Source organism: Pseudolactococcus hodotermopsidis, from assembly GCF_011170085.1.
Classification (GTDB): domain Bacteria; phylum Bacillota; class Bacilli; order Lactobacillales; family Streptococcaceae; genus Pseudolactococcus; species Pseudolactococcus hodotermopsidis.
In genome coordinates this window covers 25,552-48,723 of record NZ_BLLI01000008.1, presented here as the reverse complement: position 1 = coordinate 48,723, position 23,172 = coordinate 25,552, and the positions used below count along the sequence as shown (strand labels likewise).

Below are 23,172 nucleotides of genomic sequence, written 5' to 3'. Positions count from 1 at the left end.
ATTTTAGGTCGCCTTGTATATCTGCGATAGCTTGATTTAATTTTTGAAGCATGGGATTGATATAAGCAACAAACAATGTTTGTCCCGCTTTATAGGCAGCACCTGATAAGGTGCCTGAATCAATCACACCGATTAGATGTTGACTACCTTTAGAGAGACGATTGAAGATTTGGTGAGCGCCTGAAGTGAGTACAAATTCAAATTTTACACTACGAAAAAATGACTTACTTACCAATTTCTCTGCAATAGCTAATTTCAAGCAAGATTTACATTTTCTAACTTTTTAGAATCAACATTAATTTTAAGATTATATTGCGTTCTTCCATACTTGTCTGCATTTTTAATACTTGTTGCAACAACAGATATATAATCTGGAAATTCTTGAAAATATTCCAAAGAATAGTCAACAGGACTAGATATTAAAAATAACTTATTTCCCATGGAATCAAATATTAAAACACCATTATTAACAAGTATCGTTGTCATATTTTTGCTAGGAAAGTAACCAACTTGTGAAAAATCATAATTTTGAATAGAGTTTCCAGTACTCCAATTAAGGACTCCTTTTTCTAAATCAAATGATAATAATAATACGCCAGAGAAATCAAAAAAATATCCAACCTGCGCAACAAAATTCTTTCCTGTTTCAACATAAACATAATGATTAGAAGTATTTTCAGTAGCAGTAATTATATCATCTAAATCCTTTTCAATAATCGCAGTTTCAAAACTCCACTCAACCTTGTTTGTTGTATAATTTAAATCATCTAACATTACTTTCTCCCTTATTTAATAGTTTTTACAGATACAATCTCTAAATATTTCATTATATCTTGATTAGGAACATCAATTTGAAACTGATTTGCTCCACCTGAAAGATATTTATCAGTAACAAGATCAATCTGAGGACCAACTGGTCCACTTTTTACTGGTAGTTCGACACCTACTTTCACTCGATATTCAACAACCCTGTCAATGGTAGGTTTCCATTCTTGTTTTACCGCTAAATTTTCTCTGACAGAATCAATAGAAGGTATCGTATTACTTTCTGTTGCAAAATTTCCAGGTTTATTAATTGGTTGTCCTTGACTTAAAGCTATTTCAAGGGTGTCTCCTGATTTTAAAGTTTCAGATACTGGAATAAAATCTTTAAGCCATGGCGATTGCTCTTTGATAAGTAATTCATAATCTTTTAAAGTATTTTCTGGATTATACTTTAAGTACTCTTCAAGCGTCACTTGACTACCAATATTATCAACATAAATTTTCCCCTTGCTAGTTCCTTTCAAATCATCCATAACATTCGCAACATTAGCACCAGTACTAGCCTTAGTCTGCAACTTACTAGCCGCATAAGAAAGTCCAGCAATCAGCGCCAAATCAAGCAAACCACTCTTTGAACTATACCAATAAATAGAGTCCGCAAAGCCTCCAGCTTGACCCCACTTTTCCCAGCCACTAGGCAGCTGACCGTCCGTAAGATAATTCTTGCCGTTCCCTTTTCGCATTGCCGCAAGGTCTAGCTCATAAATCTTCTCCCAACCAACAATTTCATACATACCAACAAAGTTTTTGCCATATTTTTCGACATAATCTTGTAATTCCTCATCAAAAATACGCACACCGTCCTTGTCAATAAACCACATGATTTTAACTTCTTTGGTTTTCGGGTCTTCATATGGCATGGCATAAATGTTATATTTCTCTAACACTTTTATTTTCGATTTGTGATAAATTTCTTCCTTACTTTCCGAAAGATTGGAACTTGAATTTATTTATAGAATTAGTTTTACAAACCTAAAGCTGTTTTCACTTCTGATAAAAGATGTTCATATTCAGCTTTATCGCTAGGTGTTTCGGCAATTCTTTCATTAACGACTTCTACCAAATAATCATAGAATTCATCAAAATTGAGATATAAATTTTCTTCTACTGGTGCTGCTGGTGGGTCAGCATTTAATAAAACTTGATTATCTTTAATTTCGGATAATTCTTGTTGAAATTCGTACGGATCTTCTTCTAACTCTTCTTTAAAATATATTCCAATAAAATCATTCCCATAGCCTATTTTTTTTGAAAACATTTTCAAACTTCTTTTGTCTATATTACTTGCATAAGTTCTTAATAAAATATGTCTTTCTTCTTGATTAGTAACTATCAATGCCATTTCATTCTCCTTAATTTAACATTGGAAAAAAATTAGTTATTTTTCCATCTTCAATGAATCCTTTAAATTTTAAACCATTATTTGCTATTCCAGTAATTTCACGTTTATCTATAACCCCATTCTTCATTGCCTCTTGTCCCCACACATATATTTGCTTATCACTAATAATACCAGGGTCATAAACAGTTTTAGGTCGGTTGATAAGTCTATATTCCGGTGGAGTTAATGCCTTACCATCAATTCCTTTTTTAGGAACTTCATAGAATATCTCTTTAATTCCTGAAATATTTGGATGAGATGTTTCTGATGTAATTCTTCCGCCAACTTCATCTAAACTTTCAAAGAAAGCCTTAGAATTGTGACCACCACTAATACCTTTTTTTCCAACTCCCTCCACATTCTTCAAATGATTTACAGCATTTTCCCCTATCGGAATACCATTCACATCATCCATAACATCCACAACATTAACACCAGTACCAGCCTTAGTCTGCGACTTACTAGCCGCATAAGAAAGTCCAGCAATCAGCGCCAAATCAAGCAAACCACTCTTTGAACTATACCAATAAATAGAATCCGCAAAGCCTCCAGCTTGACCCCACTTCTCCCAGCCACTAGGCAGCTGACCGTCCGTGAGATAATTCTTACCGTCCCCTCGCCGCCTTGCCGCAAGGTCTAGCTCATAAATCTTCTCCCAACCAACAATTTCATACATACCAACAAAGTTTTTGCCATATTTTTCGACATAATCTTGTAATTCCTCGTCAAAAATACGCACACCGTCCTTGTCAATAAACCACATGATTTTAACTTCTTTGGTTTTCGGATCTTCATAAGGCATGGCATAAATGTTATATTTCTCTAACTCTTTTATTTTTGATTTGTGATACCTTTCTTCCTTACTTTCCGAAAGATTGGAACTAAATTTTTCACTACCTAACTTCGCAGCCCAACTCATATCAGCACCCGCAGGAAAAGTAATCGTACCGTCTGCACTTGCGGTTGACTGATTGATAACATCAACGCCTTTCATCGCATTTTCAAAAGCACGTAAGCTATCTCGAAAAAGTGAGTTAGTCGAACTTGCAAAGGTTTCTAGCGCTTTCAGTTCTTTTTGGCGTGTCGCTTTAATTTTTTTTAAATTTTCTAGTTGGTCATAGAGGGCGGGCAATTCTGATAAAGCATTACCAACCTTTTCAAATCCACCACTATAAAACTGATTGATAAAATCTCGGTCATCTTTGATTTTTTGCTCAACCAAGTCAATCATATTCTGAGTGAGTTTTAGAAGTTGTTCATTATTTGACAATGACTTTGGAAATTCGGAATTTGATAAATACTCATGCTTTTTTTCCTCGCTTTATCAAATTTTATGCCAACAGGAATTTCCTATTTCTCAATATAACTCTCTGCAATATCAATATCGTTAGTCATCTCTAATTTTGGAAATTTTTCATCCAATTTTCTTAAACAACTTATAAATTTCGGACTTTGAAAAATTTCGGATAAATCTTCAAAAATCTCGCTGATATAATACAAATCTTCTTTTTCAACTGATTCAAGATAGTTTATAGTACTATCTTCATTTTGAGACAAAAGCTCTACCATTTCTTCCCATGATTTTTCAATTCCAAAATCATCGTTTATATTCAAAATTTTTCTATTTTGTAATTTTTTATTCATATCGTTTTTTAAATTCATTTTTTATTCCCTCCATTCGCATTAAGGTTGTTGTGTAGCATCTGGAAAAATAGTAGCCGGTTTACCTTCAGTCTTTATCACACCTACTCGAACTCCATTATAATCTCCAAAAATAACTTCCCCATCTTTAATTACATTAAAATTTGATTGACTAGCAATGTGCTGACCTGCATTTTCTATATCTTTAGCTGTCCAATTATCTGGAAACCAAGATTGATTGTTACCAGTCCTCTTGGCTTTAGTTTTATGGCTTGGCACATTCCCTGTTCTAACACCATTAGGATAAGTGTTTTCAATATTGACTTCAAATCCATTTTCTTTAAGAAAATCAATATTAGACTGTCCATGACCACCGCCTTTCATTTTTGATATTTCATTAGTGGAGGGATTAACTGTAAAGCCACCTAAATCAGCATGCTTAATGCTTTCTGAAGAAATTCTAATTTCTACACTTTGCGAATTTCCTTTTCCAACTCCTGAAGCAACATCATCCATAACATTCGCAACATTAACACCAGTACCAGCCTTAGTCTGCGACTTACTAGCCGCATAAGAAAGTCCAGCAATCAGCGCCAAATCAAGCAAACCACTCTTTGAACTATACCAATAAATAGAATCTGCAAAGCCTCCAGCTTGACCCCACTTTTCCCAGCCACTAGGCAGCTGACCGTCCGTGAGATAATTCTTGCCGTTCCCTTTTCGCCTTGCCGCAAGGTCTAGCTCATAAATCTTCTCCCAACCAACAATTTCATACATACCAACAAAGTTTTTGCCATATTTTTCAACGTAATCTTGTAGTTCCTCGTCAAAAATACGCACACCGTCCTTGTCAATAAACCACATGATTTTAACTTCTTTGGTCGTCGGGTCTTCGTAGGGCATGGCATAAATGTTATATTTCTCTAACTCTTTTATTTTTGATTTGTGATACCTTTCTTCCTTACTTTCCGAAAGATTGGAACTAAATTTTTCACTACCTAACTTCGCAGCCCAACTCATATCAGCACCCGCAGGAAAAGTAATCGTACCGTCTGCACTTGCGGTTGACTGATTGATAACATCAACGCCTTTCATCGCATTTTCAAAAGCACGTAAGCTATCTCGAAAAAGTGAGTTAGTCGAACTTGCAAAGGTTTCTAGCGCTTTCAGTTCTTTTTGGCGTGTCGCTTTAATTTTTTTTAAATTTTCTAGTTGGTCATAGAGGGCGGGCAATTCTGATAAAGCATTACCAACCTTTTCAAACCCGCCACTAAAAAATTGATTGATGAAATCTCGATCATCTTTGATTTTTTGCTCAACTAAATCAATCATATTCTGAGTGAGTTTTAGAAGTTCTTGAATTTGGTCGCTATCCAAATGATTACCCACAGCACTTATGGCACTATCTGCCGATTGATAAGATTTTAGGTCGCCTTGTATATCTGCGATAGCTTGATTTAATTTTTGAAGCATGGGATTGATATAAGCAACAAACAATGTTTGTCCCGCTTTATAGGCAGCACCTGATAAGGTGCCTGAATCAATCACACCGATTAGATGTTGACTACCTTTTGAAAGACGATTGAAGATTTGGTGAGCGCCTGAAAGGTTAGCTTCTAAGGCTGTTATCAGATTGCTTGAATCGCCACTGTCATAGATTACCACGGTAAGTTGTTCCTTTCTCTGCTCAAGTTATCAATCTTATCTTCAATATCACGTCTTGTTCTATTTGAGGACTGCCTAATCTTCTCATTTTGGATTTCAAAGCGAGATTTTAAGTTTGCATAAACACTTTGATAAATTTCATTTTCACCTTGTGCTTGCCTAGAATTCAATTGTGAATTTTCAAAAATAGAGCGTGCATTATCAATATTACGCCTGATGTCTGAAATGAAGTTTTCATTATTTTGAGTAAGCTTGTTAGTCATACCCTTGAGTTCATCTATATCTGATTCTTGACGCATAATTTCTTGGTAAAGTGCGTTACGTTTAGCTTCAATGTTATCTTTCGGTTGTTGCTTATAGCTTGTAGTATTCTCAAAAAGAGAAGTTGGAACTGCTTTTTCTTTTTTCTCAGCAGCAAACTTTTTCAAAGATTATTGATACTTGACCCTATCAGCTTCTTTTTTAGCAAGTTTTTGACGTTTTTCTTCAGCTTGTTCATGAATTGTTCGATTAGCATAAATTAAGCTGACTTTTTCTTCGTCGTCTGCCTTTTCAAAGTTTAGCCGTGTCCGTTCAATGCTAATATGCCAATATTCTGCCCAGTCTGTCCAGTCATAATCTTCCCACCGAGGATTTTCGATGATTTCTTCTTCAACTTTTTTGGTATCATCTACTAAATCACGCTCGGGGGAAATTGTCCAAAAATCATCAAAAAGCCCTTTTTTAGCTGTTTCTTTAACCATTATCTAAACCTCTGACTATCTGCAATATCACGTTCTTCAATCGCACGAGCTAATTCTGGAAATTTATTAGCTTGTGATAAGACGCATGAAACAACTTTTGAAGTATGATTCATGAGTTGATTGACTAGTATCTGACCTGCAAGCATACTTGAAATATTACTTGAACTGAAATCAACAGATTGGTTCGCAAAATTAGTTGCGCTTATCCCTGTAAGTTCTGAAATTGCGGCTTGTGCATCTACGGTACTTGATTTTATTTTCCCTGTTGGCATAAATTCTCCTATATCTTAGTTACATTTTAAGATATTATAACATTTTATTGAAAGCATTTCCATAATTTGATATATATTAAGATATATTTTCAAATAAATCATTAGTTCTTTTATTCATTTATCTACAAAAAAAGCGGTAGGTTCCTACTCGCTTAAATTTATAGATATTTTATTAGTTATTATTTGGGAAAGTTTCAAAGTCGTTTTTCTTGATATAATCAATTTTCTCAGCCGTCTTTTATCACTTCATATAAATTTTGTTCATAACCTAATCGAAAATACTCCTAATCTAGTCACTTTCCTAACTCTTATAATTACGACAGATTTTTCTTAAAGGAACATCTGTTGCGAGTTCTGTTATATCCTTAATAGTATTTTCAGTAAGTATTGTCTCACTAGTTTTACTATTCATTTATCATAAATTTGCGCTAAATGTGTCAAAGCATGCGGGATATTTTTCTCAGGCGTTGCCTCCAAACTTGCAAACATCAGTGGTTTATCTCGTTTTAAAAATTGTAAGATTTGGTCATATTTCATCATGCCAGTACCAACAGGAACAATTTTGATTTGCTCATTTTCAACGATAAAATCTTTCAAATGTAGCGAACAAATATCATCACGGAGTAAGTCTAACGCTTGATAAACAACCTTTTCTTGCGATTGATAATTCTCGATTGAAATCAAATTAGCACAATCTAGTATCACTTTCAAGTTTGGCGATGCCATTTCTCGAACCAAGCGTTTGGCTAATTCAGCAGTATATAAGGGATGATTAATGCCAGCCTCAATGCCAACAATTACCCCCAAATGTTCTGCATAGTCAACCAATTCACTCACAGAATTTCTCGCCACACAATAAGCAGTTTCGGTAAAATTTTCCTGCGTATAACCATTGCCAAGACTGCCTGTCTCAGTTCCAACAACACTAGCATTAAACTGATTCGCAAGCGATAAATGATGTTGGAAGGCTTGAATTGCTTGCTCACGAACAAAGTTATCTGGACTAGAAATATTGACATAACAGCCCAAAATTGAAATTTTTATCCCTAATTTCCCCAGATAATCGCCGAGATAATGTCCTGTACCACTAGAAATAGCTGTCACATTTGGCGCAAATTCGGGAAAAGATTTGCCGACAGCCAACTGAATATGGCTAAAACCAAAATCAAGCAATTTACGCCCAAGTTCCTCGCGAGAATTTGCCGAAATGTCATGCGCACGAACTCCAATATTAAATGGCATCATGGCTAGTCCTCCAATAAATCATACACCGCTAAAACAGCCCAAATAAAGACGGCAACACCATGCAAGTCATTTTCAGAAGTCGGACGCGACACATAATAATCATAAGTCCCCGCAGAAGTGCCGATACAAATACTGTTTAGCGCAAAATGCTCGCCAGAAACGACCACCATTTGCTTGATAATACCAGCCAATGCCGTCTGAATCGCCTCAGATAAGTCTTTACCAATCAAGCCATGATTCATTGCCTCAGCAATTGTGTAGACAAATAGCGCACTACAAGAAGATTCTAGCCAATTATCTGCGTGCGTCCCCTTATCCACGATTTGATACCAACAATGGCTATCATTATCTTGATAGGACATCAACGTCTTGCTATATGCGGCTAATTTTCGCATCAATTCAACACGTTCAGGGTGTTTTGGGGGCAATAATTTCAGCATATCAACCAAAGCCGTACCATACCATCCAGCACTCCGCCCCCAAACTTCAGGCGAACACCCTGTTTTCTGATTTGCCCATGGTTGCTGACATTTTTCGTCCCAAGCGTGATATAACAAGCCTGTTTCACGATTATACAGATGCGCAAACATCAGTTTTTCTTGATACAAAACTTGCGCAATCAAGTCTGATTCGCCAAAATATTTGGCACAAGTCAACAAGAACGGTCCCGCCATATACAAACCGTCAAGCCACATTTGATAAGGATATTTATCCTTATGCCAAAAACCACCCTCAGAAGTTTTATTAATGCCGTAGACAATATGCAGCAATTTTTTCGCCGCAATTAGATAGCGCTCATCCCCCGTTTCTTCAAACAAGGGAAAGAGTAATAAACCAACTTGTAATGAATCCAACTGATCACGGTCAAACATCAAATTTCCATACTCATCAATTATCGAGTCATAATAACTTTTAATATAAGCAAGGTATTTCTCCTCGTGATTGAGCTTGTAAAAACGGTACATACCGTCCAAAAACACCCCTTGATGATAATGAAAATGCCCAGCAGGTGGTAAAGTTTCAGGTGTAAATTTCGCCATTAGCGTCTCACAAGCCTTGCGTGTTAAGGCAAGTAATTCTTTTTTATTTAACATGATTTTATCATTTCCTTATATTATACTGATAATCAAATAACTGCTGTCTTATTCTAACTATCAGCTAAAATTCAACAACAGTTATTTACGGACAGGTCTAAAAACTCAGATTTCTCAAATTTCAGACATGCCTTTATTTATTTCATCGCTTTGTCATATTTTTCTTTTGAGGCTTCCAAGTCTGCCGCCCATTCGTTCAAAAACTCTTTGACTGTCTTATCGCCACTCATCACAGATTGAATACCTGGGTCAACTTTATTATCCAAGATTGAACGGTAATCTGGCAAATAAAATGGTGGTTGATATAATTTGGTGCTATCATCATCGTAGACATCAAACGCCACTTTCAAATGCTGCGCATCTTTCATCCAATCTTCTTTTAACACATCAGAATTAGTCGGAATTTGCCCAACTGCTTGATTCCATGTACTTTGGCTAGCTGCATTGTTCATAAACTCAATCAATTTAAAGGCTTCATCTGGATGTTTAGAATTTTTAAACATCGCAAGTGAAATTGTATTGCCACCCTCAGCAACATAGTTACCTTTCACTGATTTAGGCAATGGTGCTGCCTCAAATTGATTAGCTTCAAGCGATTTGCTGTGTTCGCCAAATGAGCCAATATTATGATGCAAAATGGCTACTTTACCTGTATCAAAACCTGCAACCATTTCCTTATAACCATTGGTAATATCACTCTTAGGCGTATTTTTTTGGTACAAGGCAAAATATTTTTCCAAAAATTCAACATGTTTTGGATCATTAACCGTCGCCTTACCATCTTTGGTAATGTAGTCAGTAATACCAGAATAAGCGTACATCAAACGTTGCAGCTGCAACGAACCACCAGCACCTCCACGAATCGTATAGCCATAAGTATCGCCTTCTGTCAATGTCTTCACATCTGTGAAGAAATCATCCCAATTTTCAGGCGCATTCAAATTATTCTTAGCAAATAAATCTTCCCGCAACCATAAAATATCCAAGTTTTGCGTGTAAGGAATGCCATAAAGCCCGCCGTCTTTAACAATTTCTTTGTTAAATTCAATCGCACCTTTATTAATCAACGTTGAAATATCAGATTTTTCATAATAATCATCAAGTGGTGCTAAAGCGCCACGGATAGAAAATTCTGGTAGCCAGCTTGATTGAACAGATGACACATCTGGCGTATCATTTGCTGCAATTACCGCATCAATTTTAGATTTTGCCTCATCCTTTGGTAAACCAACATATTCGACATCAATATTAGGATTTTCTTTCTCAAATTTGTCAATAATTCCCTCCCAAAGCGGCGTGCGATCTGGTCCTGCATTTTCATCCCAGAAAACTAATTTGACAACTTTATCTTTTTTGCTGCTTTTGTCAGCAGAACTTGAATCGTCTTTTTTAGCACCACATGCTGCAAGTAAAACAGCTGATAGCACTACTGCACTCATACTTAAAATCAATTTTGATTTTTTCATTGTAAATACTCTCCTTATTTTTATAATATAAAAATTTTAACCTTTAACAGCGCCACCCATACCATTTACCAAATGTTTTTGAGCAAATAGGAATAGAATAATTGACGGAATTAATGCAATGATACTACCAGCAGCCAAAGCACCATAATTGATATTAAATTCACCAAGCATGAAACTCAAGCCAACAGGCAAGGTAAACTTGCTCTGCGTATTAACCAACATCAAAGCCAAGACAAACTCATTCCAAGCATAAACAAAGATATTGATACCTGTTGCCACAAAACCTGGCAATAACAGCGGTACAATAACTTTTATAATTGCTTGAATGCGAGTTGCACCGTCAATTGATGCCGCTTCTTCCAATTCAGGCGGAATACCCGAGATGAACCCTTGCATCAAAATGGCTGAAAATGGCACTTGCACCGCTGAATAGACCAAAACAAGTGAAATTGGATTACTAATCAACCCAACTTTACTAAACATGACAAACAATGGAATAATCAACATTGAGCGTGGGATAAATTGCGTCATCAGTAAGATAAGCATGAAAATTCGTTTACCTTTGAAATCATAGCGGGCTAAGGCATAGCCAGCCAAGACAGACAAAATCAATGTTAGAAAAACAGTGCCAAGTCCAACTACGAAACTATTTTTGAAATACTTTTCAAAGCCAACATCTCGCCAAGCATTGATAAAATTATCAACCGTTGGACTTTTAGGCAAGTATTGAAGTGGTGATTTGACAATATCGCCCTCGGGCTTGAATGCTGTGTTGAGTGTCCAATAAATCGGAAATAGTGTCCACATCAACATTGTGGCAAGTGGCAGATAAAAAGTCAAGGTTTTATCTAATTTACCTCGTTTATTTTGCATACTATGCCTCCTCAAATTTAGATAATTTTAGATATGCCAAGGCAATCAGTGTCAAGATAATAAATGCCACAACTGTCAAGGCTGAACCGTAACCAAAGTCACTACCATTAACCGCAGTTTTCACGATGTACATTGAATAAGTCATGGTCGAGTTGGCAGGACCACCATTTGTCAAGTTGTAAAGTAAGTCAACATTGTTAAACTCCCAAACCGTTCGGAGTAAGGTTGTTAAAACAATCGTTTTCTTCAGCTGTGGCAAAGTGATATAAATCAAATCCGTTAAACGATTTGAACCGTCCATTGCGCCCGCCTCATACAATTCCTCAGGAATGCTCTGCAGTGAGGCAAGAAGTGTTACCGCAAAAAACGGAATCCCACGCCAAAGTTCAGCGATAACAACTGCGATAAATGCGCTCGTTGTACTAGATAAGAAAGCCATAGGTTCATGTATAATGCCGATTTTCATCAAAATGTCATTGAAAACGCCCATATGTTCATTATACATCATACTCCACATAACCGAAGTCAAAACACCCGAAATCGCCCATGGCACAAAAACAAATCCCCTCGTCAAACCTCTAAATTTGAACTTTTTGTTCAAAAGTAAGGCAATGCCTAAGCCAAAAACTAATTGGAAAAAAACTTGTGAGACAATCCACTTGAAACTGTTGATTAAACTCGGGATAAATAATTTATCTTCTGTAAAAATGCGTTTGAAATTGTCAAATCCTGCAAATGAATCGTAAAATGGTGCTGAAATATCATAGTTTTGCAAACTATAATAAAAAATACGCGCCATTGGAAAAAAGAGCAGGCCAGCAATTAAAACAAACGATGGCAATAACAGCAGATACGGTGCTTTTTGAAACTTTTGTTTGTTAGTCAGCGCTTCTGTTTTCATAAAACTTCCTTTCATCATTTTATATTTCTTTTTAACTCTGTTACTAGCATAACAGAAAACGCTTACATGGCACTACAAAAATTTTATGCTGAAACTATAAAAATTTAAGAATTACAACGTGTAAACAAAAGTAGTTTTTAGAAATGCTCTTAAAATATTAGAAATATAGCTTAAAATATTTGTCTTTTAATACTTTAAATTACGCTATACTCGTTTAAAGTATAAAAGCGACAAAATGTCGAAAAATAGGCAAAAGTGTTGACTTTTTATGCTTAAATAACTAAAAAAATGAGGAAAAGCAATGACTGATTATGTGATAACAGATTTTTTAGACGAAAATTCCCCCAGTGCAACAAATGCGATTGCAAGAGCAATTTCACTAGCCTCACAATCTGGTGGTGGTCGGGTAATTATTCCTAGTGGCGTTTTTCAGACAGGTGCTATTTTCCTAAGAAGTCATATTGAGCTACATCTAGCATCTGGTGCTGTGCTGAAATTTAGCGATAAACCTGAAGATTATCCGCCTGTTTTTTCTCGTTGGGAAGGTGTTAATCAGCAAGTTCATGCCTCTTGTATCTACGGTAAAGATTTGGAAAATATTGCGATTACAGGCTTTGGGACGATTGACGGCAATGGCTATTTGTGGTGGGATAAACAGCGCAATCACCCAACAGAACTCAAGTTACCACGTCCTAAACTTATCAGTTTTGAACGATCAAATCGCCTAACAATTCGCGATGTTCAGCTGATTAATTCGCCAAGTTGGACGGTCAATCCCATTCTTTGCCAGAATATCACGATTGATAATATTTCGATAAAAAATCCTACCGATTCGCCAAATACTGACGGCATTGACCCAGATTCTTGTCAAAATGTCCGTATCAGCAACTGCCATATTGATGTCGGCGATGATTGTCTTGTCATCAAATCAGGAACTGAAACGATAGCTGACAAGCAACCTTGCGAGAATATCACGATTAGTAATTGCACCATGGTTCACGGACACGGCGCAATCGTGATTGGCAGTGAAATGAGTGGCGATATTAGAAATGTCGTCATCACAAATTGTATTTTCAATCAAACAGATCGCGGTTTTCGTTTCAAATCTCGGCGTGGTCGTGGTGGCACGGTTGAGGATATTCGCATTAGCAACATTATCATGACAGAAGTTATCTGTCCTTTTGTCATGAATCTTTACTATTTCTGCGGTCCTAACGGCAATAAAAAATACGTTTGGGACAAAACGCCTTATCCGATTGATGCGTATACACCTTGTTTTCAGCGCATTCATTTTGCCAATATCACGGCGCGAAATGTTCATGCCGCAGCTGGTTTCATCTGTGGTTTAGCAGAACAACCGATTTCAGACATCACATTTCAGCAGATTGACATTGCCATGAAAGATAAGGCCCTTGCAGCTCTACCTGCCATGATGACTGGTCTTTCTGAGATGAAACAACAAGGGTTTTATCTTGAAAATGTACAAAATTTCCTATTTGAGCACGTCACGATTGCCAATCACGAGGGCAAGGCTTTTCACATTGAAAATGGTAAGGAAATTAAAATGCGTCATTGTCAATCAAAAAAATAGAAAAACCGCATGAAAACATTGATTTCATGCGGTTCTTCTATTTTATAATTAGCTAAATTATGCTAATTTTCGACTTTTGTCCCAGCCTCCATTTTATACTACCATAAACACATCATTCAAATTTTCCGTAACTCACGAACTTGATTTCTAAATTGTTTGGGCGACACATTTTGCCACTTTTTAAAGCAACTCGAAAAATAATTTGCATTATTAAACCCAGTCATCATAGCAATATCAGTAATACTTTCGCTCGTCATTTCAAGTAAACGATAAGCCACTTTCATCCGACATTCAAAGATATATTCCGTGTAATTTTTCCCAACTTCTTGCTTAAACAAATTACTCAAATAAGGATGCGAGACATGAATTTCATCGGCAACCTTTTGCAAAGAAATATCCTCATCCGCATAATGTTCATCAATATAAGTCACAGCTTTAGCAATCAAAGAGCCATTTTTGAAATTGCCACTCTCAAAAATCGCATGATTGTCCTGAAACTCTTGCATAGCAAGTTTTGCCAGTCGCTCCTCCTCAATCAAGCAAAAAGCATTTTCTACTTGAGGCAATAAAATATCTTGGTCAACAGGTTTCAAAATATAGTCAAATGCCTTTAGTTTAACCGCCTCTTGCGCAAAAGTAAACTCATCATAACCCGTCAGAAAAATAATCTGACACGCAAGATTTTCAACAACCTGTTTCGCCATGGCAATGCCGTCAAGAAAAGGCATATTAATATCTGTAATAATCACTTCTGGTTGCTGTTCAAGTGCCATTTTCAAGCCAAGTTGCCCGTCACTTGCCTCGTACACCTGTTCAACCCCAATCAATGACCAAGGTAGTCCTACCAAGGCTTTGCGGATAATCCACTCATCCTCAACAATTAATAAACTTCTCATTTTACTCCTATTTGAACTTCAAGATAACTTTCTTTGGGAATCACAATCTTAATCAGCGCACCACTTGCGCACGGCTCAACCCACAGCCCATAGTCATTACCGAAATATTTCTTAATTCGATGATTCACACTGCGCAAGCCAATCCCAACAATCCGTGCACCACCGCGGTCTGGACGATTAATTTCTTCGTTAATGCGGACAATTTTCTCATCAGGAATCCCATGACCATTATCCTTACAAGTAATCAAAATACCCTGCGAAACCTCCTTCAACTCAATAAGCAACAGCCCTAGCTCATTGGTTTCTTTCATACCATGGTAAATGGCGTTTTCCACCACTGGCTGCAAAGAGATTTTGGGAATTTTCAGCGCTAAAATCTCATCATTAACAACAGTAATTTTATAGGTAAAACGATCTCCATAGCGATATTTCATAATCGTCAAATAGTTTTGCAAATGACTGATTTCCGTTCGCAAGTCAATCAAAATCTGACTATCACTAATGCCTTGCCGATAAAAATCTGCTAGCGCCCTCGTCATCAAAGCCGCATCCTTATTCATGCCTAAATCGCTCAACGATTGGATAGAATATAAAGTGTTATACAGAAAATGCGGATTGATTTGCGACTGCAACAGCTCAATTTCAAGTTTATTGCGCTCGGTCATATTTTCTTGGTTTTTTGCCATCAATTGCTCATTTTTAAGCATCATTTTATTAAAACTTTGATATAAAATAGAAAGTTCTTTGAAATATTTCTTATCTAAATAAAGCGCTGAATGACTCTCGGTAATGCTCGTATTTTCAATCTGTGTCGCAAATTGTTGAATCGGCTTAGAAATCAAACGCCCAATACCAAAAGTCATTATCGTGCCAATAATAGCCAAAAAAAGCATCAATATACTAGCAAATTTCAAATATTCTGTTCGATTATTTTGCAAATCAATTTGCGGATAAACCGCCATCAAACGCCAATCATTGAGTTCAAATTTTTTTGATAAGGTATAATAACGCATCCCATTTATCGTCAGATTGTAATCGCCCGTTTTATCATGTTTCAAGACCGCCTTAGGAATAGTCGAACGCTTAGGATAACTATCACCTGTCTCGCTAATAAGAAACAGCCCACCATTTTCAGTAATATGTCCGTCATTTAGTAACTCCAAAATCATGTCAGACTTCAGATTAAAAATAATCACACCATTCGCCTCAGAATCAAGCGTACCAATGGTCTTTCCCATTGCAATTTTAGGTTCATCTGCTGTCGAAAAAGGATTTTGTGTCCGATCAAGCCAAAAATACTGGGCACCAATACTGGTGTGAGCAAAAAAATCAGTGTAATCAATGGCATTCAAAGGCTGAGTAATCGCCCCACCCGAAAAGTAAAATTCGCCACCATTGATATTGATATAAACCGAACTCAGAACATCTTGAAAACGATAATAAAGACTTCTGATATTGGCATTCATGGTAACCGCTTGCTTGAGCGCCCCCTCTTTACCGTTGATAATGTCGGAGAGATTCGGATTGTTATTTAAAAACACAAGCTGTTCAAACAGTTGATCAAAGGTTTTATTAATCGTGTGATATTTATCATTCAGCGTATTTTCCGCATTTTCATGTGTCGTCATCCCAATTTCCCGAGAAGTCGTCAGACTAGAAAAAAGTAAGGAAAAAATGATAATTAGCATGATCAGCACAATATAAAAAGTGTTGATGATTCGATTTAAAGAATGCGGACTTCTAGCTTTAGCAGACATTTTACGAACTCCTATTTATGCCAATCAAATTAAATTATTCTATCGCTGAATCGCACCCGAACCACTTCTTGCAAAATCAAGGACTTCTTTTTCTGAAAATTGATTGGTATCACCGTGAATCGTATGTTTCAAACTTGAGGCAGCCGTCCCAAAATCAATCGTTTTTTGTAGCGACCAATCTGATAACAAACCATGCAAGACACCACCAGAAAAAGCATCGCCACCGCCAACACGGTCAACAATTGGTGTTATATCATGCGTTTTCGATGTGAAAATACCATCAGTTTTCGACCAAATATGACCTGTCAATTTGTTATGGCTACTACTGATAACCTCACGTTTCGTCGCATAAAAGAGCTTGATATTTGGAAATAAGGCTGACATTTTTTCATAATAATAAACCAATTTATCAGAAATTTCTTCGGGTGCTTTTGGAATCCCCAGCAAATAAAGCGCATCCATATGACCAGCCGAGCAATAATCAACATAGGGCAAAATTGTTTGAATCACAGCACCACATTCAGCCTGTGTCCACATTTTGCCACGATAGTTCACATCAAAACTGATTTGACACCCCGCAGATTTGGCTGCTTTGACAAGCTCAAGTGTCAACTCACGCCATTTTAATGAAACTGCCGGTGCAATACCTGAAATGTGAAAAAGGTCAACACCCTTGAACATCTCAGCCAACTCCCACTCAATTTCAAGCATCTCAGCAAAACTTGAGCCTGCGCGGTCAAAGAAAACAGCTGCGCCACGCTCTCCGACACCCGCCTCCATATAGTAAGTTCCCAAACGAGACCCACCCTTTAACAGAAACTCAGTCGAGACACCATAGCTATTAAGATGACGTTTGACCGCCTCGCCAAGCGGATTTTCTGGCACTTTACTAGCAAATGCGACCTCATGCCCAAAATTCGCCAACGAAATCGCCACATTTGCCTCGCCACCACCGTAAACAACTTGAAAGTGTTCAGCTTGCGCAAGACGATTCCCCGCAGTCGTCGAAAAGCGCGCCATGATTTCGCCTAAGGTTACAATTTTCATTTTCGCCTACCCACTTACTTAGAAATTTCTGCAAATTTTTCAGCGTATTGTTTAGCAATCGCTGTCACACCGTCAAAATCACCTGTCGCTGCGGGTGCTAGAAGATTGCCACCAACCCCGACAGCCACAACACCAGCCTTGAACCAATCCGCCATATTTTCCAGCGAAACACCGCCAGTTGGCATAATATTAAGCTGCGGCATCGGCGCCTTGAAACCAGACACAATGCTCGGTCCATACACACTGCCAGGAAAAAGTTTGATAATATCCACACCTGCTTTGAGCGCTGTTTTCATCTCAGTAATGGTCATACACCCAGGCAAGTAAGGAATTTGATAGAGATTACAGATTTCAGCACTCGCCAAATCAAAAGTCGGACTGACAATAAATTCTGCCCCAGCCATAATGGCAAGACGAGCCGTCACTGCATCAAGCACAGTCCCCGCACCCACGACAACTTTTTCATCGCCTTTGTATTGAACCGCAAGTTCCGCAATCGCCTCTTGAGCGTTTGGCACAGTATACGTCACTTCAAGACCCACAATCCCGCCTGCAACAAGCGCGTGTGAAGATTTCACAGCCTCATCTTTACTACTACCACGGACAACCGCAATCACGCCTGCTGCCTCTAATTTATTCAAAATTTCTTGTTTTTTCATCACTTTTCTCCTATCTTTAAACTTTAAATTAATTTCTTACGAAGGTTTGCGACTGTATCAAATTCTTAATTCTAAGGTTGTTTCCCAATATAAGCCAAAATCCCGCCATCAACATACAAAACATGCCCATTAACAAAATCTGATGCCTTAGATGCCAAGAAAACAGTCGGACCTGCCAAATCATAGGTCGTTCCCCAACGATTAGCGGGCGTTTTTGCCAAAATGAAATCGTTAAATGGATGACCATTCTCACGCAACGGCGCAGTTTGTGGCGTTTCGATATAACCCGGGCCAATACCATTACATTGGATATTGTATTGGCCGTATTCGGAGGCGATATTTTTCGTCAACATCTTCAAACCACCTTTGGCAGCTGCGTAGGCGCTGACTGTCTCGCGACCGAGTTCGCTCATCATCGAACAGATATTGATGATTTTCCCGCCACCTTTTTCAATCATACTTGGAATGACCGCTTTTGCTACGATAAATGGCGCATTTAGGTCAACATCAACGACTTGACGAAAGTCCGCTGCACTCATCTCAATCATCGGGATACGTTTGATAATACCCGCATTGTTAATCAAAATATCAATAACACCAACTTCTGCCTCGATTTGCTTAATAGCTGCTTGGACTGCCGACTCATCTGTCACGTCAAAAACGTAGCCGTAAGCCTTGATGCCCTCTGCTTTGTAGGCTGCGATGCCCTTAGCCACAAATTCTTGTTTCAAGTCGTTGAAAACAATCGTTGCGCCAGCTTTTGCGAGCGCTGAGGCAAGTTCAAAGCCAATACCATAAGTTGCACCTGTTACTAGGGCAATTTTTCCGTCTAATTTATAATCTTCTAATGAAAATTCCATCTGATAACCTTTCTAATCCAGTTTTTAATGAGCAACACCTAGGGAAAAAGATAAAGTTTAGAACCCTGACTACTCACTTTGCGCTTTAGCGCTTAGTGAAGTAGCTACACACAACGTGCCTTAGCGTTTTAACGCTTAGGCGTTGGGTGCGCGAGCGCAGAACCTTAAAATTTCCTATTTTCCTACGGTGCTGAACGCTCATTAACACTTTTTGTCTAATCCAGTTTTTAATGAGCAGCACCTAGGGAAAAAGACAAATTTTAGAACCTGCGCGAGCGCAGAACCTTAAAATTTCCTATTTTCCTACGGTGCTGAACGCTCATTAACACTTTTTGTCCTACTTCAAATCCTTAGTTGCCACAAAATCCATATCATCATAGGTGATATTTTCGCCACACATTGCCCAAATAAAACTGTAATTTGTTGTCGCAACGCCGCTGTGTATTGACCAGCTCGGCGAAATCACGGCTTGGTCTGGCGCAACAATCAGATGTTTGGTTTCGTCTAGTTTGCCCATGAAATGAAAAACTCGCTGTTCTTCGTCAAAATCGAAGTACAAATACGCCTCCATTCGCCGTTCATGCGTGTGGCACGGCATGGTATTCCAAGAACTGCCAGGCTCAAGAATCGTATACCCCATTTGAAGTTGGCAACTTTCACAGATATTTGGATGGATATATTGGTAAATGTTGCGATCGTTCATGGCCTCACTTGCGCCCGTTTTCATCGGTTTAATTTCTGAAATCTCAATTTTGACGTTGGGATATTTTTTTTGGGCTGGAGTTGAGCTGATATAAAATTTCGCAGGATTTTCGGGGTCATCAGACTCGAAAATCACTTCTTTGGTTTCCTTGCCAATGTAGTAGCCGTCTTGCTTGACCATAGATTCAGTTTTGCCATCAATGGTAATCTTGCCCGCACCGCCGATGTTAATCACACCGAGTTCTCGGCGCTCTAGGAAATAAGCAACGCCAAGTTCCTTGTTTAACACAATCTCCAAAGGTTGCGTTGTGGGTGTTACGCCACCAAAAATCATGCGATCGTTGTGCGTGTATGTGAGCTTAATTTCGCCCGAAACAAAAACTTGCTCGACCAAAAATTCCTCGCGGAGTTCCGCTGTATTCAAGCGCGCAATGTCCTTGGGACTGTGCGCATAGCGTGTGTCTAATGTTGTCATATGTGTCCCTTTCTTGTTACAAGAAATATTCTGGATATTTAGAAATAACGAAATCTTTTTCATCTAACATCATGTGAAGATGTAAGGTCATAATAAAGTCCATCTCGTCAATATTTTTGCTCAAAATCGTGTCAATAATCGTCTGATGCTGTTTGATAATGCCATCCCAGTCCATTTCCTCAATAGCGACCCGTAGCCACCTAAAGCGATCCAGATGAATACTGTTTGCTGTCAACCAATTCCAAATTTCCTCGCGCCCCGCAATTTCAAAACAAGTTTTATGGAAAATATTATCAAAGAAAAAGAAGTCACGCTTGTTGCGACTAAGTGCTGCCTCACGTTGCTTTTCGATAATATAAAGCAGCGCTTTTTTTCCCTCCTCATCAATCTGCGTAATACACTCAGCCATCACGCGCCGCTCTAACTGCTCCCGTGTAAAACGCGCATTATCAGCAGATTTCAAGTTAATTTTAGAAATATAAGTGCCACTTTGCGGTACAACATCAATCAATTCTTGCTTTCTCAACTGAACCAACGCCTCACGAATCGGCGTTCGCCCGATTTTTAAGATTTTTTCTAGTTCTTTTTCGGAAATTTTTTGTCCTGGCGCAAAATCTGAGTAGATAATCTTATGCAGAATAGTTTCATAAGCTTGCTCTTGTAAACTCGTATATTTCATCGGTTGACCTTGCCTTTCATTAATATACTTGTTATTATAGCATATTTTAAACACGATTTGGGCAATGAATCACTTAAATGAAAAGACAGTATGAAATTCTTTTTGAGAATTTGGCACTAAGATACAATTGCCGTCTTTTACGATTAATTCAGCACTTTTTTCATAAATATCTGGGATACCGTAAAATGGTTCTAGGCAGACAAAATTAGCCTTGTCACTCGTCTGTGTCCACAAACAAAAGTAAGGAAAGTCTGTTGTATCAACTGTAACTGAATGCGCCGATTTTGGACTTGATAGCGTGACAGACTTTATCTCAGGATTGTCAAAAACAATCAAACCGTTCTCAAAAATATCACGTGTCAAAGCGATTTTGCCGTCAACACAAGCATCAAACGTTAAACTAACGCCACTACGATGTGGCATGGGTGTCATTACAAATTCAAAGCGTTTTAAAACAACAGTTGTCGGCTCAAATGACACAACGTAATCTTCAAAATTGCCATCATTTCCCAAAGGTACTTGAAAACCCGGATGCGCACCCAATGAGAATGACATGACTTCATCAGTCAAATTTTTAACCGTGTAATGCGTGGCAAGCCCAGTATTTGTCAAGCTATAACGCAATATCAACTCAAAATGAAAGGGAAAACGTGAAAAAGTACTGTCATTATCACATAGACTTAAAGTCACACTTGTTGCCGAATTTTCAAGAACCGTGAAATCAAATTCTCCCGCAAATCCGTGATGTGGCATATCATAAGTCGTGCCTTTATGCGTATATTGGTCGTTGTTTGACTTGCCGATTGATGGAAAGAGAACTGGCGCATGTTTTGCCCAAACTTCAGGCGTGCCATCCCATAAATAATCAATCTGATTTTCTTTGCTGAAAATTTTCTGTAATTCTGCACCTTTTTCTGAAATTTCAACTAAAAATTGCTCATTTTCAAGTTTAATCATACTCACACCTCTTTCGGCAAATCAAAGCCAAAGTAAGTGGCTGCATTGCCATAAGCAATATTAGCGACAATCGGTCCAATCAATTTGCTGTCTGCTGGTAATTGACCGTCCTCCATCCATTCAGAAATAACTTGACACAAGATACGGCGGAAATACTCATGACGTGGATAAGACAAGAAACTACGCGAGTCAGTCAACATGCCGACAAAATTACCGAGTACGCCTCCTTCAGCCAAATCAACAATTTGCTTGCGCATGCCAGAATAATTATCATTGAACCACCAACCAGAACCATACTGAATCTTTCCTTTTTGACCACCTTGGAAAGCACCCATTAAAGCGATAAGCGAGATGTGGTCTTTAGGATTGAGCGAATACAAAATTGTTTTTGGCAAGCCACAGGCAAGCTCGACACGGTCAAAAAGGCTCTGAACTGCCGCCTCAATAAAACCGTCAGCAATCGCATCGCCGCCAACATCTACGCCAACTTCATTGAACAATTTCGTCGAATTACTCCGTGTCGCTTGTAAATGCAGCTGAACCGCCCAATCTTTAGCTTGATACAATTTCATCAAATTAAACATCAATTCAGATGAATAAAACTCAATTTCATCAGCAGTCAAAGTTTCGCCATTTAAGGCCTTAGTAAAAATGCCTTCAACCACTTCAATCGGCGCTTGTTTAACTGGAAATGGATTAAAGCCATGGTCAGACAAACGACCGCCAACACTGTGGAAAAAGTCGATTCGTTCTTCCAAAACCTGGATCAAATCAGCAAAACTTTTAACTGTTATACCAGATACCTCTGACAGTTCTTTGATATTTCCCGCAAAAGCAGACGTACCAATGGCGAAAGCCTTATCAGGACGGAAAGTCGGATAAACTTTAAATGCTTGTTCTTCTGCTGCCAATTTTTGATGATAGTCAAGCGTACTTGCAGGATCATCTGTCGTACAGATGACTTTAACATGCGCATTTTTGATGAGCTGACGCGCACTCATCGTGCCATCGGTAATCTTCTGATTGACTTTTTCCCAAATCATCGGCGCATTTTCAGCAGTCAAAACGTCGTCAATATCAAACAAACGTTTTAATTCCAAATTTGTCCAAACGTAAACTGAATTACCGATAGCATTTTCACAACTTTCAGCAAAGGCTAGAAATTTATCATAATCTGAGCCATTTCCTGTTATCAATTTTTCTGGCACACCATTGGCACGCATCAAACGCCATTTATAGTGATCGCCATACAACCACGCTTGCGTGATATTTTCAAACTTGATGTCATCATAAATTTCTTTTGGTTCTAAATGACAATGGTAATCAATAATCGGCTGTTTCGCCGCATAATCATGGTACAATTCCTTGGCAAAATCATTCTTCAATACAAAATCTTTATCTAAAAACATCGCTTTCCTCGTTTTCTAATCTAGCAATATATCC

24 protein-coding genes and 1 pseudogene are annotated in these 23,172 nt (G+C 38.0%); 1 reads left to right on the top strand and 24 read right to left on the bottom strand.

Annotated features, from left to right (window positions below; translation table 11 throughout):
* From Hs30E_RS02590 to Hs30E_RS02520, 15 genes and pseudogenes are all read right to left on the bottom strand, one after another.
* A pseudogene (locus Hs30E_RS02590) lies at positions 1–259 on the bottom strand (hypothetical protein); the annotation flags it as partial.
* Positions 256–774: a hypothetical protein gene (locus Hs30E_RS02585; RefSeq protein ID WP_172207721.1), complete on the bottom strand. Its 519-nt coding sequence runs from the start codon at positions 772–774 to the stop codon at positions 256–258. The pseudogene Hs30E_RS02590 and the gene Hs30E_RS02585, both read right to left, overlap by 4 nt.
* An 11-nt stretch (positions 775–785) precedes the next feature.
* Positions 786–1,685: a hypothetical protein gene (locus Hs30E_RS02580; RefSeq protein WP_172207720.1), complete on the bottom strand. Its 900-nt coding sequence runs from the start codon at positions 1,683–1,685 to the stop codon at positions 786–788.
* A gap of 104 nt (positions 1,686–1,789) precedes the next feature.
* Positions 1,790–2,167, bottom strand: a complete 378-nt coding sequence (gene cdiI / locus Hs30E_RS02575; protein WP_172207719.1) for a ribonuclease toxin immunity protein CdiI — start codon at positions 2,165–2,167, stop codon at positions 1,790–1,792.
* A 10-nt stretch (positions 2,168–2,177) separates the two neighbouring features.
* Positions 2,178–3,476, bottom strand: a complete 1,299-nt coding sequence (locus Hs30E_RS11080) for a CdiA family toxin C-terminal domain-containing protein (protein WP_228461973.1) — start codon at positions 3,474–3,476, stop codon at positions 2,178–2,180.
* A gap of 80 nt (positions 3,477–3,556) precedes the next feature.
* The gene (locus Hs30E_RS02565) at positions 3,557–3,868 is read right to left on the bottom strand and encodes a hypothetical protein (protein ID WP_172207718.1); all 312 of its coding nucleotides are present in this window, start codon (positions 3,866–3,868) and stop codon (positions 3,557–3,559) included.
* 21 nt (positions 3,869–3,889) lie between these two features.
* Positions 3,890–5,512, bottom strand: coding sequence for an EndoU domain-containing protein (locus tag Hs30E_RS02560; protein ID WP_172207717.1), 1,623 nt, complete (start codon positions 5,510–5,512; stop codon positions 3,890–3,892).
* Positions 5,506–5,940 carry a hypothetical protein gene (locus Hs30E_RS02555; protein WP_172207716.1) on the bottom strand — a complete coding sequence of 145 codons (435 nt, stop codon included), beginning with the start codon at positions 5,938–5,940 and terminating at the stop codon, positions 5,506–5,508. Before Hs30E_RS02555 ends, Hs30E_RS02560 begins: the two co-directional genes overlap by 7 nt.
* Before the next feature lie 3 nt (positions 5,941–5,943).
* Complete coding sequence (locus tag Hs30E_RS02550; RefSeq protein ID WP_172207715.1) at positions 5,944–6,255, bottom strand: hypothetical protein; 312 nt, start codon at positions 6,253–6,255, stop codon at positions 5,944–5,946.
* Positions 6,255–6,527, bottom strand: coding sequence for a TIGR04197 family type VII secretion effector (locus tag Hs30E_RS02545; protein WP_172207714.1), 273 nt, complete (start codon positions 6,525–6,527; stop codon positions 6,255–6,257). Before Hs30E_RS02545 ends, Hs30E_RS02550 begins: the two co-directional genes overlap by 1 nt.
* Positions 6,528–6,935: 408 nt before the next feature.
* Positions 6,936–7,772 (bottom strand): sugar phosphate isomerase/epimerase family protein, encoded by an 837-nt coding sequence (locus tag Hs30E_RS02540; RefSeq protein ID WP_172207712.1) that lies wholly within the window; start codon positions 7,770–7,772, stop codon positions 6,936–6,938.
* 2 nt (positions 7,773–7,774) lie between these two features.
* Entirely contained in the window at positions 7,775–8,866 is a 1,092-nt protein-coding gene (locus Hs30E_RS02535; protein ID WP_172207711.1) for a glycoside hydrolase family 88/105 protein, read from the bottom strand.
* Between the two features lie 137 nt (positions 8,867–9,003).
* The gene (locus Hs30E_RS02530; RefSeq protein WP_172207710.1) at positions 9,004–10,332 is read right to left on the bottom strand and encodes an ABC transporter substrate-binding protein; all 1,329 of its coding nucleotides are present in this window, start codon (positions 10,330–10,332) and stop codon (positions 9,004–9,006) included.
* Between the two features lie 36 nt (positions 10,333–10,368).
* Positions 10,369–11,205: a carbohydrate ABC transporter permease gene (locus Hs30E_RS02525; RefSeq protein WP_172207709.1), complete on the bottom strand. Its 837-nt coding sequence runs from the start codon at positions 11,203–11,205 to the stop codon at positions 10,369–10,371.
* 1 nt (position 11,206) lies between these two features.
* A complete protein-coding gene (locus Hs30E_RS02520; RefSeq protein ID WP_172207708.1) occupies positions 11,207–12,106 on the bottom strand; it encodes a carbohydrate ABC transporter permease in 900 nt (299 codons plus the stop codon).
* A 301-nt stretch (positions 12,107–12,407) separates the two neighbouring features.
* Between Hs30E_RS02520 and Hs30E_RS02515 the strand changes: the two genes are divergently transcribed.
* On the top strand, positions 12,408–13,697 hold the full coding sequence (locus Hs30E_RS02515; protein WP_172207707.1) for a glycoside hydrolase family 28 protein: 1,290 nt from the start codon (positions 12,408–12,410) through the stop codon (positions 13,695–13,697).
* A 116-nt stretch (positions 13,698–13,813) separates the two neighbouring features.
* On the opposite strand, the gene Hs30E_RS02510 is transcribed toward Hs30E_RS02515, so the two are convergent.
* From Hs30E_RS02510 to uxaC, 9 genes are all read right to left on the bottom strand, one after another.
* Entirely contained in the window at positions 13,814–14,593 is a 780-nt protein-coding gene (locus Hs30E_RS02510; RefSeq protein ID WP_172207706.1) for a response regulator transcription factor, read from the bottom strand.
* Positions 14,590–16,350, bottom strand: a complete 1,761-nt coding sequence (locus Hs30E_RS02505; RefSeq protein ID WP_172207705.1) for a cache domain-containing sensor histidine kinase — start codon at positions 16,348–16,350, stop codon at positions 14,590–14,592. The genes Hs30E_RS02510 and Hs30E_RS02505 overlap by 4 nt, the downstream gene beginning before the upstream one ends.
* Before the next feature lie 39 nt (positions 16,351–16,389).
* Complete coding sequence (locus tag Hs30E_RS02500) at positions 16,390–17,397, bottom strand: sugar kinase (protein WP_172207704.1); 1,008 nt, start codon at positions 17,395–17,397, stop codon at positions 16,390–16,392.
* A gap of 14 nt (positions 17,398–17,411) precedes the next feature.
* The gene (locus tag Hs30E_RS02495) at positions 17,412–18,056 is read right to left on the bottom strand and encodes a bifunctional 2-keto-4-hydroxyglutarate aldolase/2-keto-3-deoxy-6-phosphogluconate aldolase (RefSeq protein WP_172207702.1); all 645 of its coding nucleotides are present in this window, start codon (positions 18,054–18,056) and stop codon (positions 17,412–17,414) included.
* 71 nt (positions 18,057–18,127) lie between these two features.
* Positions 18,128–18,916: a gluconate 5-dehydrogenase gene (locus tag Hs30E_RS02490; RefSeq protein ID WP_172207701.1), complete on the bottom strand. Its 789-nt coding sequence runs from the start codon at positions 18,914–18,916 to the stop codon at positions 18,128–18,130.
* Positions 18,917–19,253: 337 nt separating this feature from the next.
* Positions 19,254–20,093: a 5-dehydro-4-deoxy-D-glucuronate isomerase gene (gene kduI, locus Hs30E_RS02485; protein ID WP_172207699.1), complete on the bottom strand. Its 840-nt coding sequence runs from the start codon at positions 20,091–20,093 to the stop codon at positions 19,254–19,256.
* Positions 20,094–20,109: 16 nt separating this feature from the next.
* The gene (locus tag Hs30E_RS02480) at positions 20,110–20,772 is read right to left on the bottom strand and encodes a GntR family transcriptional regulator (RefSeq protein ID WP_172207698.1); all 663 of its coding nucleotides are present in this window, start codon (positions 20,770–20,772) and stop codon (positions 20,110–20,112) included.
* 69 nt (positions 20,773–20,841) lie between these two features.
* On the bottom strand, positions 20,842–21,729 hold the full coding sequence (locus tag Hs30E_RS02475) for an aldose 1-epimerase family protein (RefSeq protein ID WP_172207696.1): 888 nt from the start codon (positions 21,727–21,729) through the stop codon (positions 20,842–20,844).
* 2 nt (positions 21,730–21,731) lie between these two features.
* Entirely contained in the window at positions 21,732–23,138 is a 1,407-nt protein-coding gene (gene uxaC / locus Hs30E_RS02470; RefSeq protein ID WP_172207695.1) for a glucuronate isomerase, read from the bottom strand.
* Positions 23,139–23,172: the final 34 nt, after the last annotated feature.

Excerpts from the sequence above, each read along its gene's own strand:
- Hs30E_RS02530 (WP_172207710.1), bottom strand. The coding sequence starts at position 10,332 with ATGAAAAAATCAAAATTGATTTTAAGTATGAGTGCAGTAGTGCTATCA.
- Hs30E_RS02540 (WP_172207712.1), bottom strand. The coding sequence starts at position 7,772 with ATGATGCCATTTAATATTGGAGTTCGTGCGCATGACATTTCGGCAAAT.
- Hs30E_RS02545 (WP_172207714.1), bottom strand. The coding sequence starts at position 6,527 with ATGCCAACAGGGAAAATAAAATCAAGTACCGTAGATGCACAAGCCGCA.
- cdiI (WP_172207719.1), bottom strand. The coding sequence starts at position 2,167 with ATGGCATTGATAGTTACTAATCAAGAAGAAAGACATATTTTATTAAGA.
- Hs30E_RS02580 (WP_172207720.1), bottom strand. The coding sequence starts at position 1,685 with ATGCCATATGAAGACCCGAAAACCAAAGAAGTTAAAATCATGTGGTTT.
- Hs30E_RS02475 (WP_172207696.1), bottom strand. The coding sequence starts at position 21,729 with ATGATTAAACTTGAAAATGAGCAATTTTTAGTTGAAATTTCAGAAAAA.
- Hs30E_RS02535 (WP_172207711.1), bottom strand. The coding sequence starts at position 8,866 with ATGTTAAATAAAAAAGAATTACTTGCCTTAACACGCAAGGCTTGTGAG.
- Hs30E_RS02490 (WP_172207701.1), bottom strand. The coding sequence starts at position 18,916 with ATGGAATTTTCATTAGAAGATTATAAATTAGACGGAAAAATTGCCCTA.
- Hs30E_RS02550 (WP_172207715.1), bottom strand. The coding sequence starts at position 6,255 with ATGGTTAAAGAAACAGCTAAAAAAGGGCTTTTTGATGATTTTTGGACA.
- Hs30E_RS02495 (WP_172207702.1), bottom strand. The coding sequence starts at position 18,056 with ATGAAAAAACAAGAAATTTTGAATAAATTAGAGGCAGCAGGCGTGATT.
- Hs30E_RS02500 (WP_172207704.1), bottom strand. The coding sequence starts at position 17,397 with ATGAAAATTGTAACCTTAGGCGAAATCATGGCGCGCTTTTCGACGACT.
- Hs30E_RS02515 (WP_172207707.1), top strand. The coding sequence starts at position 12,408 with ATGACTGATTATGTGATAACAGATTTTTTAGACGAAAATTCCCCCAGT.
- Hs30E_RS02565 (WP_172207718.1), bottom strand. The coding sequence starts at position 3,868 with ATGAATTTAAAAAACGATATGAATAAAAAATTACAAAATAGAAAAATT.
- Hs30E_RS02585 (WP_172207721.1), bottom strand. The coding sequence starts at position 774 with ATGTTAGATGATTTAAATTATACAACAAACAAGGTTGAGTGGAGTTTT.
- Hs30E_RS02525 (WP_172207709.1), bottom strand. The coding sequence starts at position 11,205 with ATGCAAAATAAACGAGGTAAATTAGATAAAACCTTGACTTTTTATCTG.
- Hs30E_RS02480 (WP_172207698.1), bottom strand. The coding sequence starts at position 20,772 with ATGAAATATACGAGTTTACAAGAGCAAGCTTATGAAACTATTCTGCAT.
- Hs30E_RS02520 (WP_172207708.1), bottom strand. The coding sequence starts at position 12,106 with ATGAAAACAGAAGCGCTGACTAACAAACAAAAGTTTCAAAAAGCACCG.
- Hs30E_RS02505 (WP_172207705.1), bottom strand. The coding sequence starts at position 16,350 with ATGTCTGCTAAAGCTAGAAGTCCGCATTCTTTAAATCGAATCATCAAC.
- kduI (WP_172207699.1), bottom strand. The coding sequence starts at position 20,093 with ATGACAACATTAGACACACGCTATGCGCACAGTCCCAAGGACATTGCG.
- uxaC (WP_172207695.1), bottom strand. The coding sequence starts at position 23,138 with ATGTTTTTAGATAAAGATTTTGTATTGAAGAATGATTTTGCCAAGGAA.
- Hs30E_RS02510 (WP_172207706.1), bottom strand. The coding sequence starts at position 14,593 with ATGAGAAGTTTATTAATTGTTGAGGATGAGTGGATTATCCGCAAAGCC.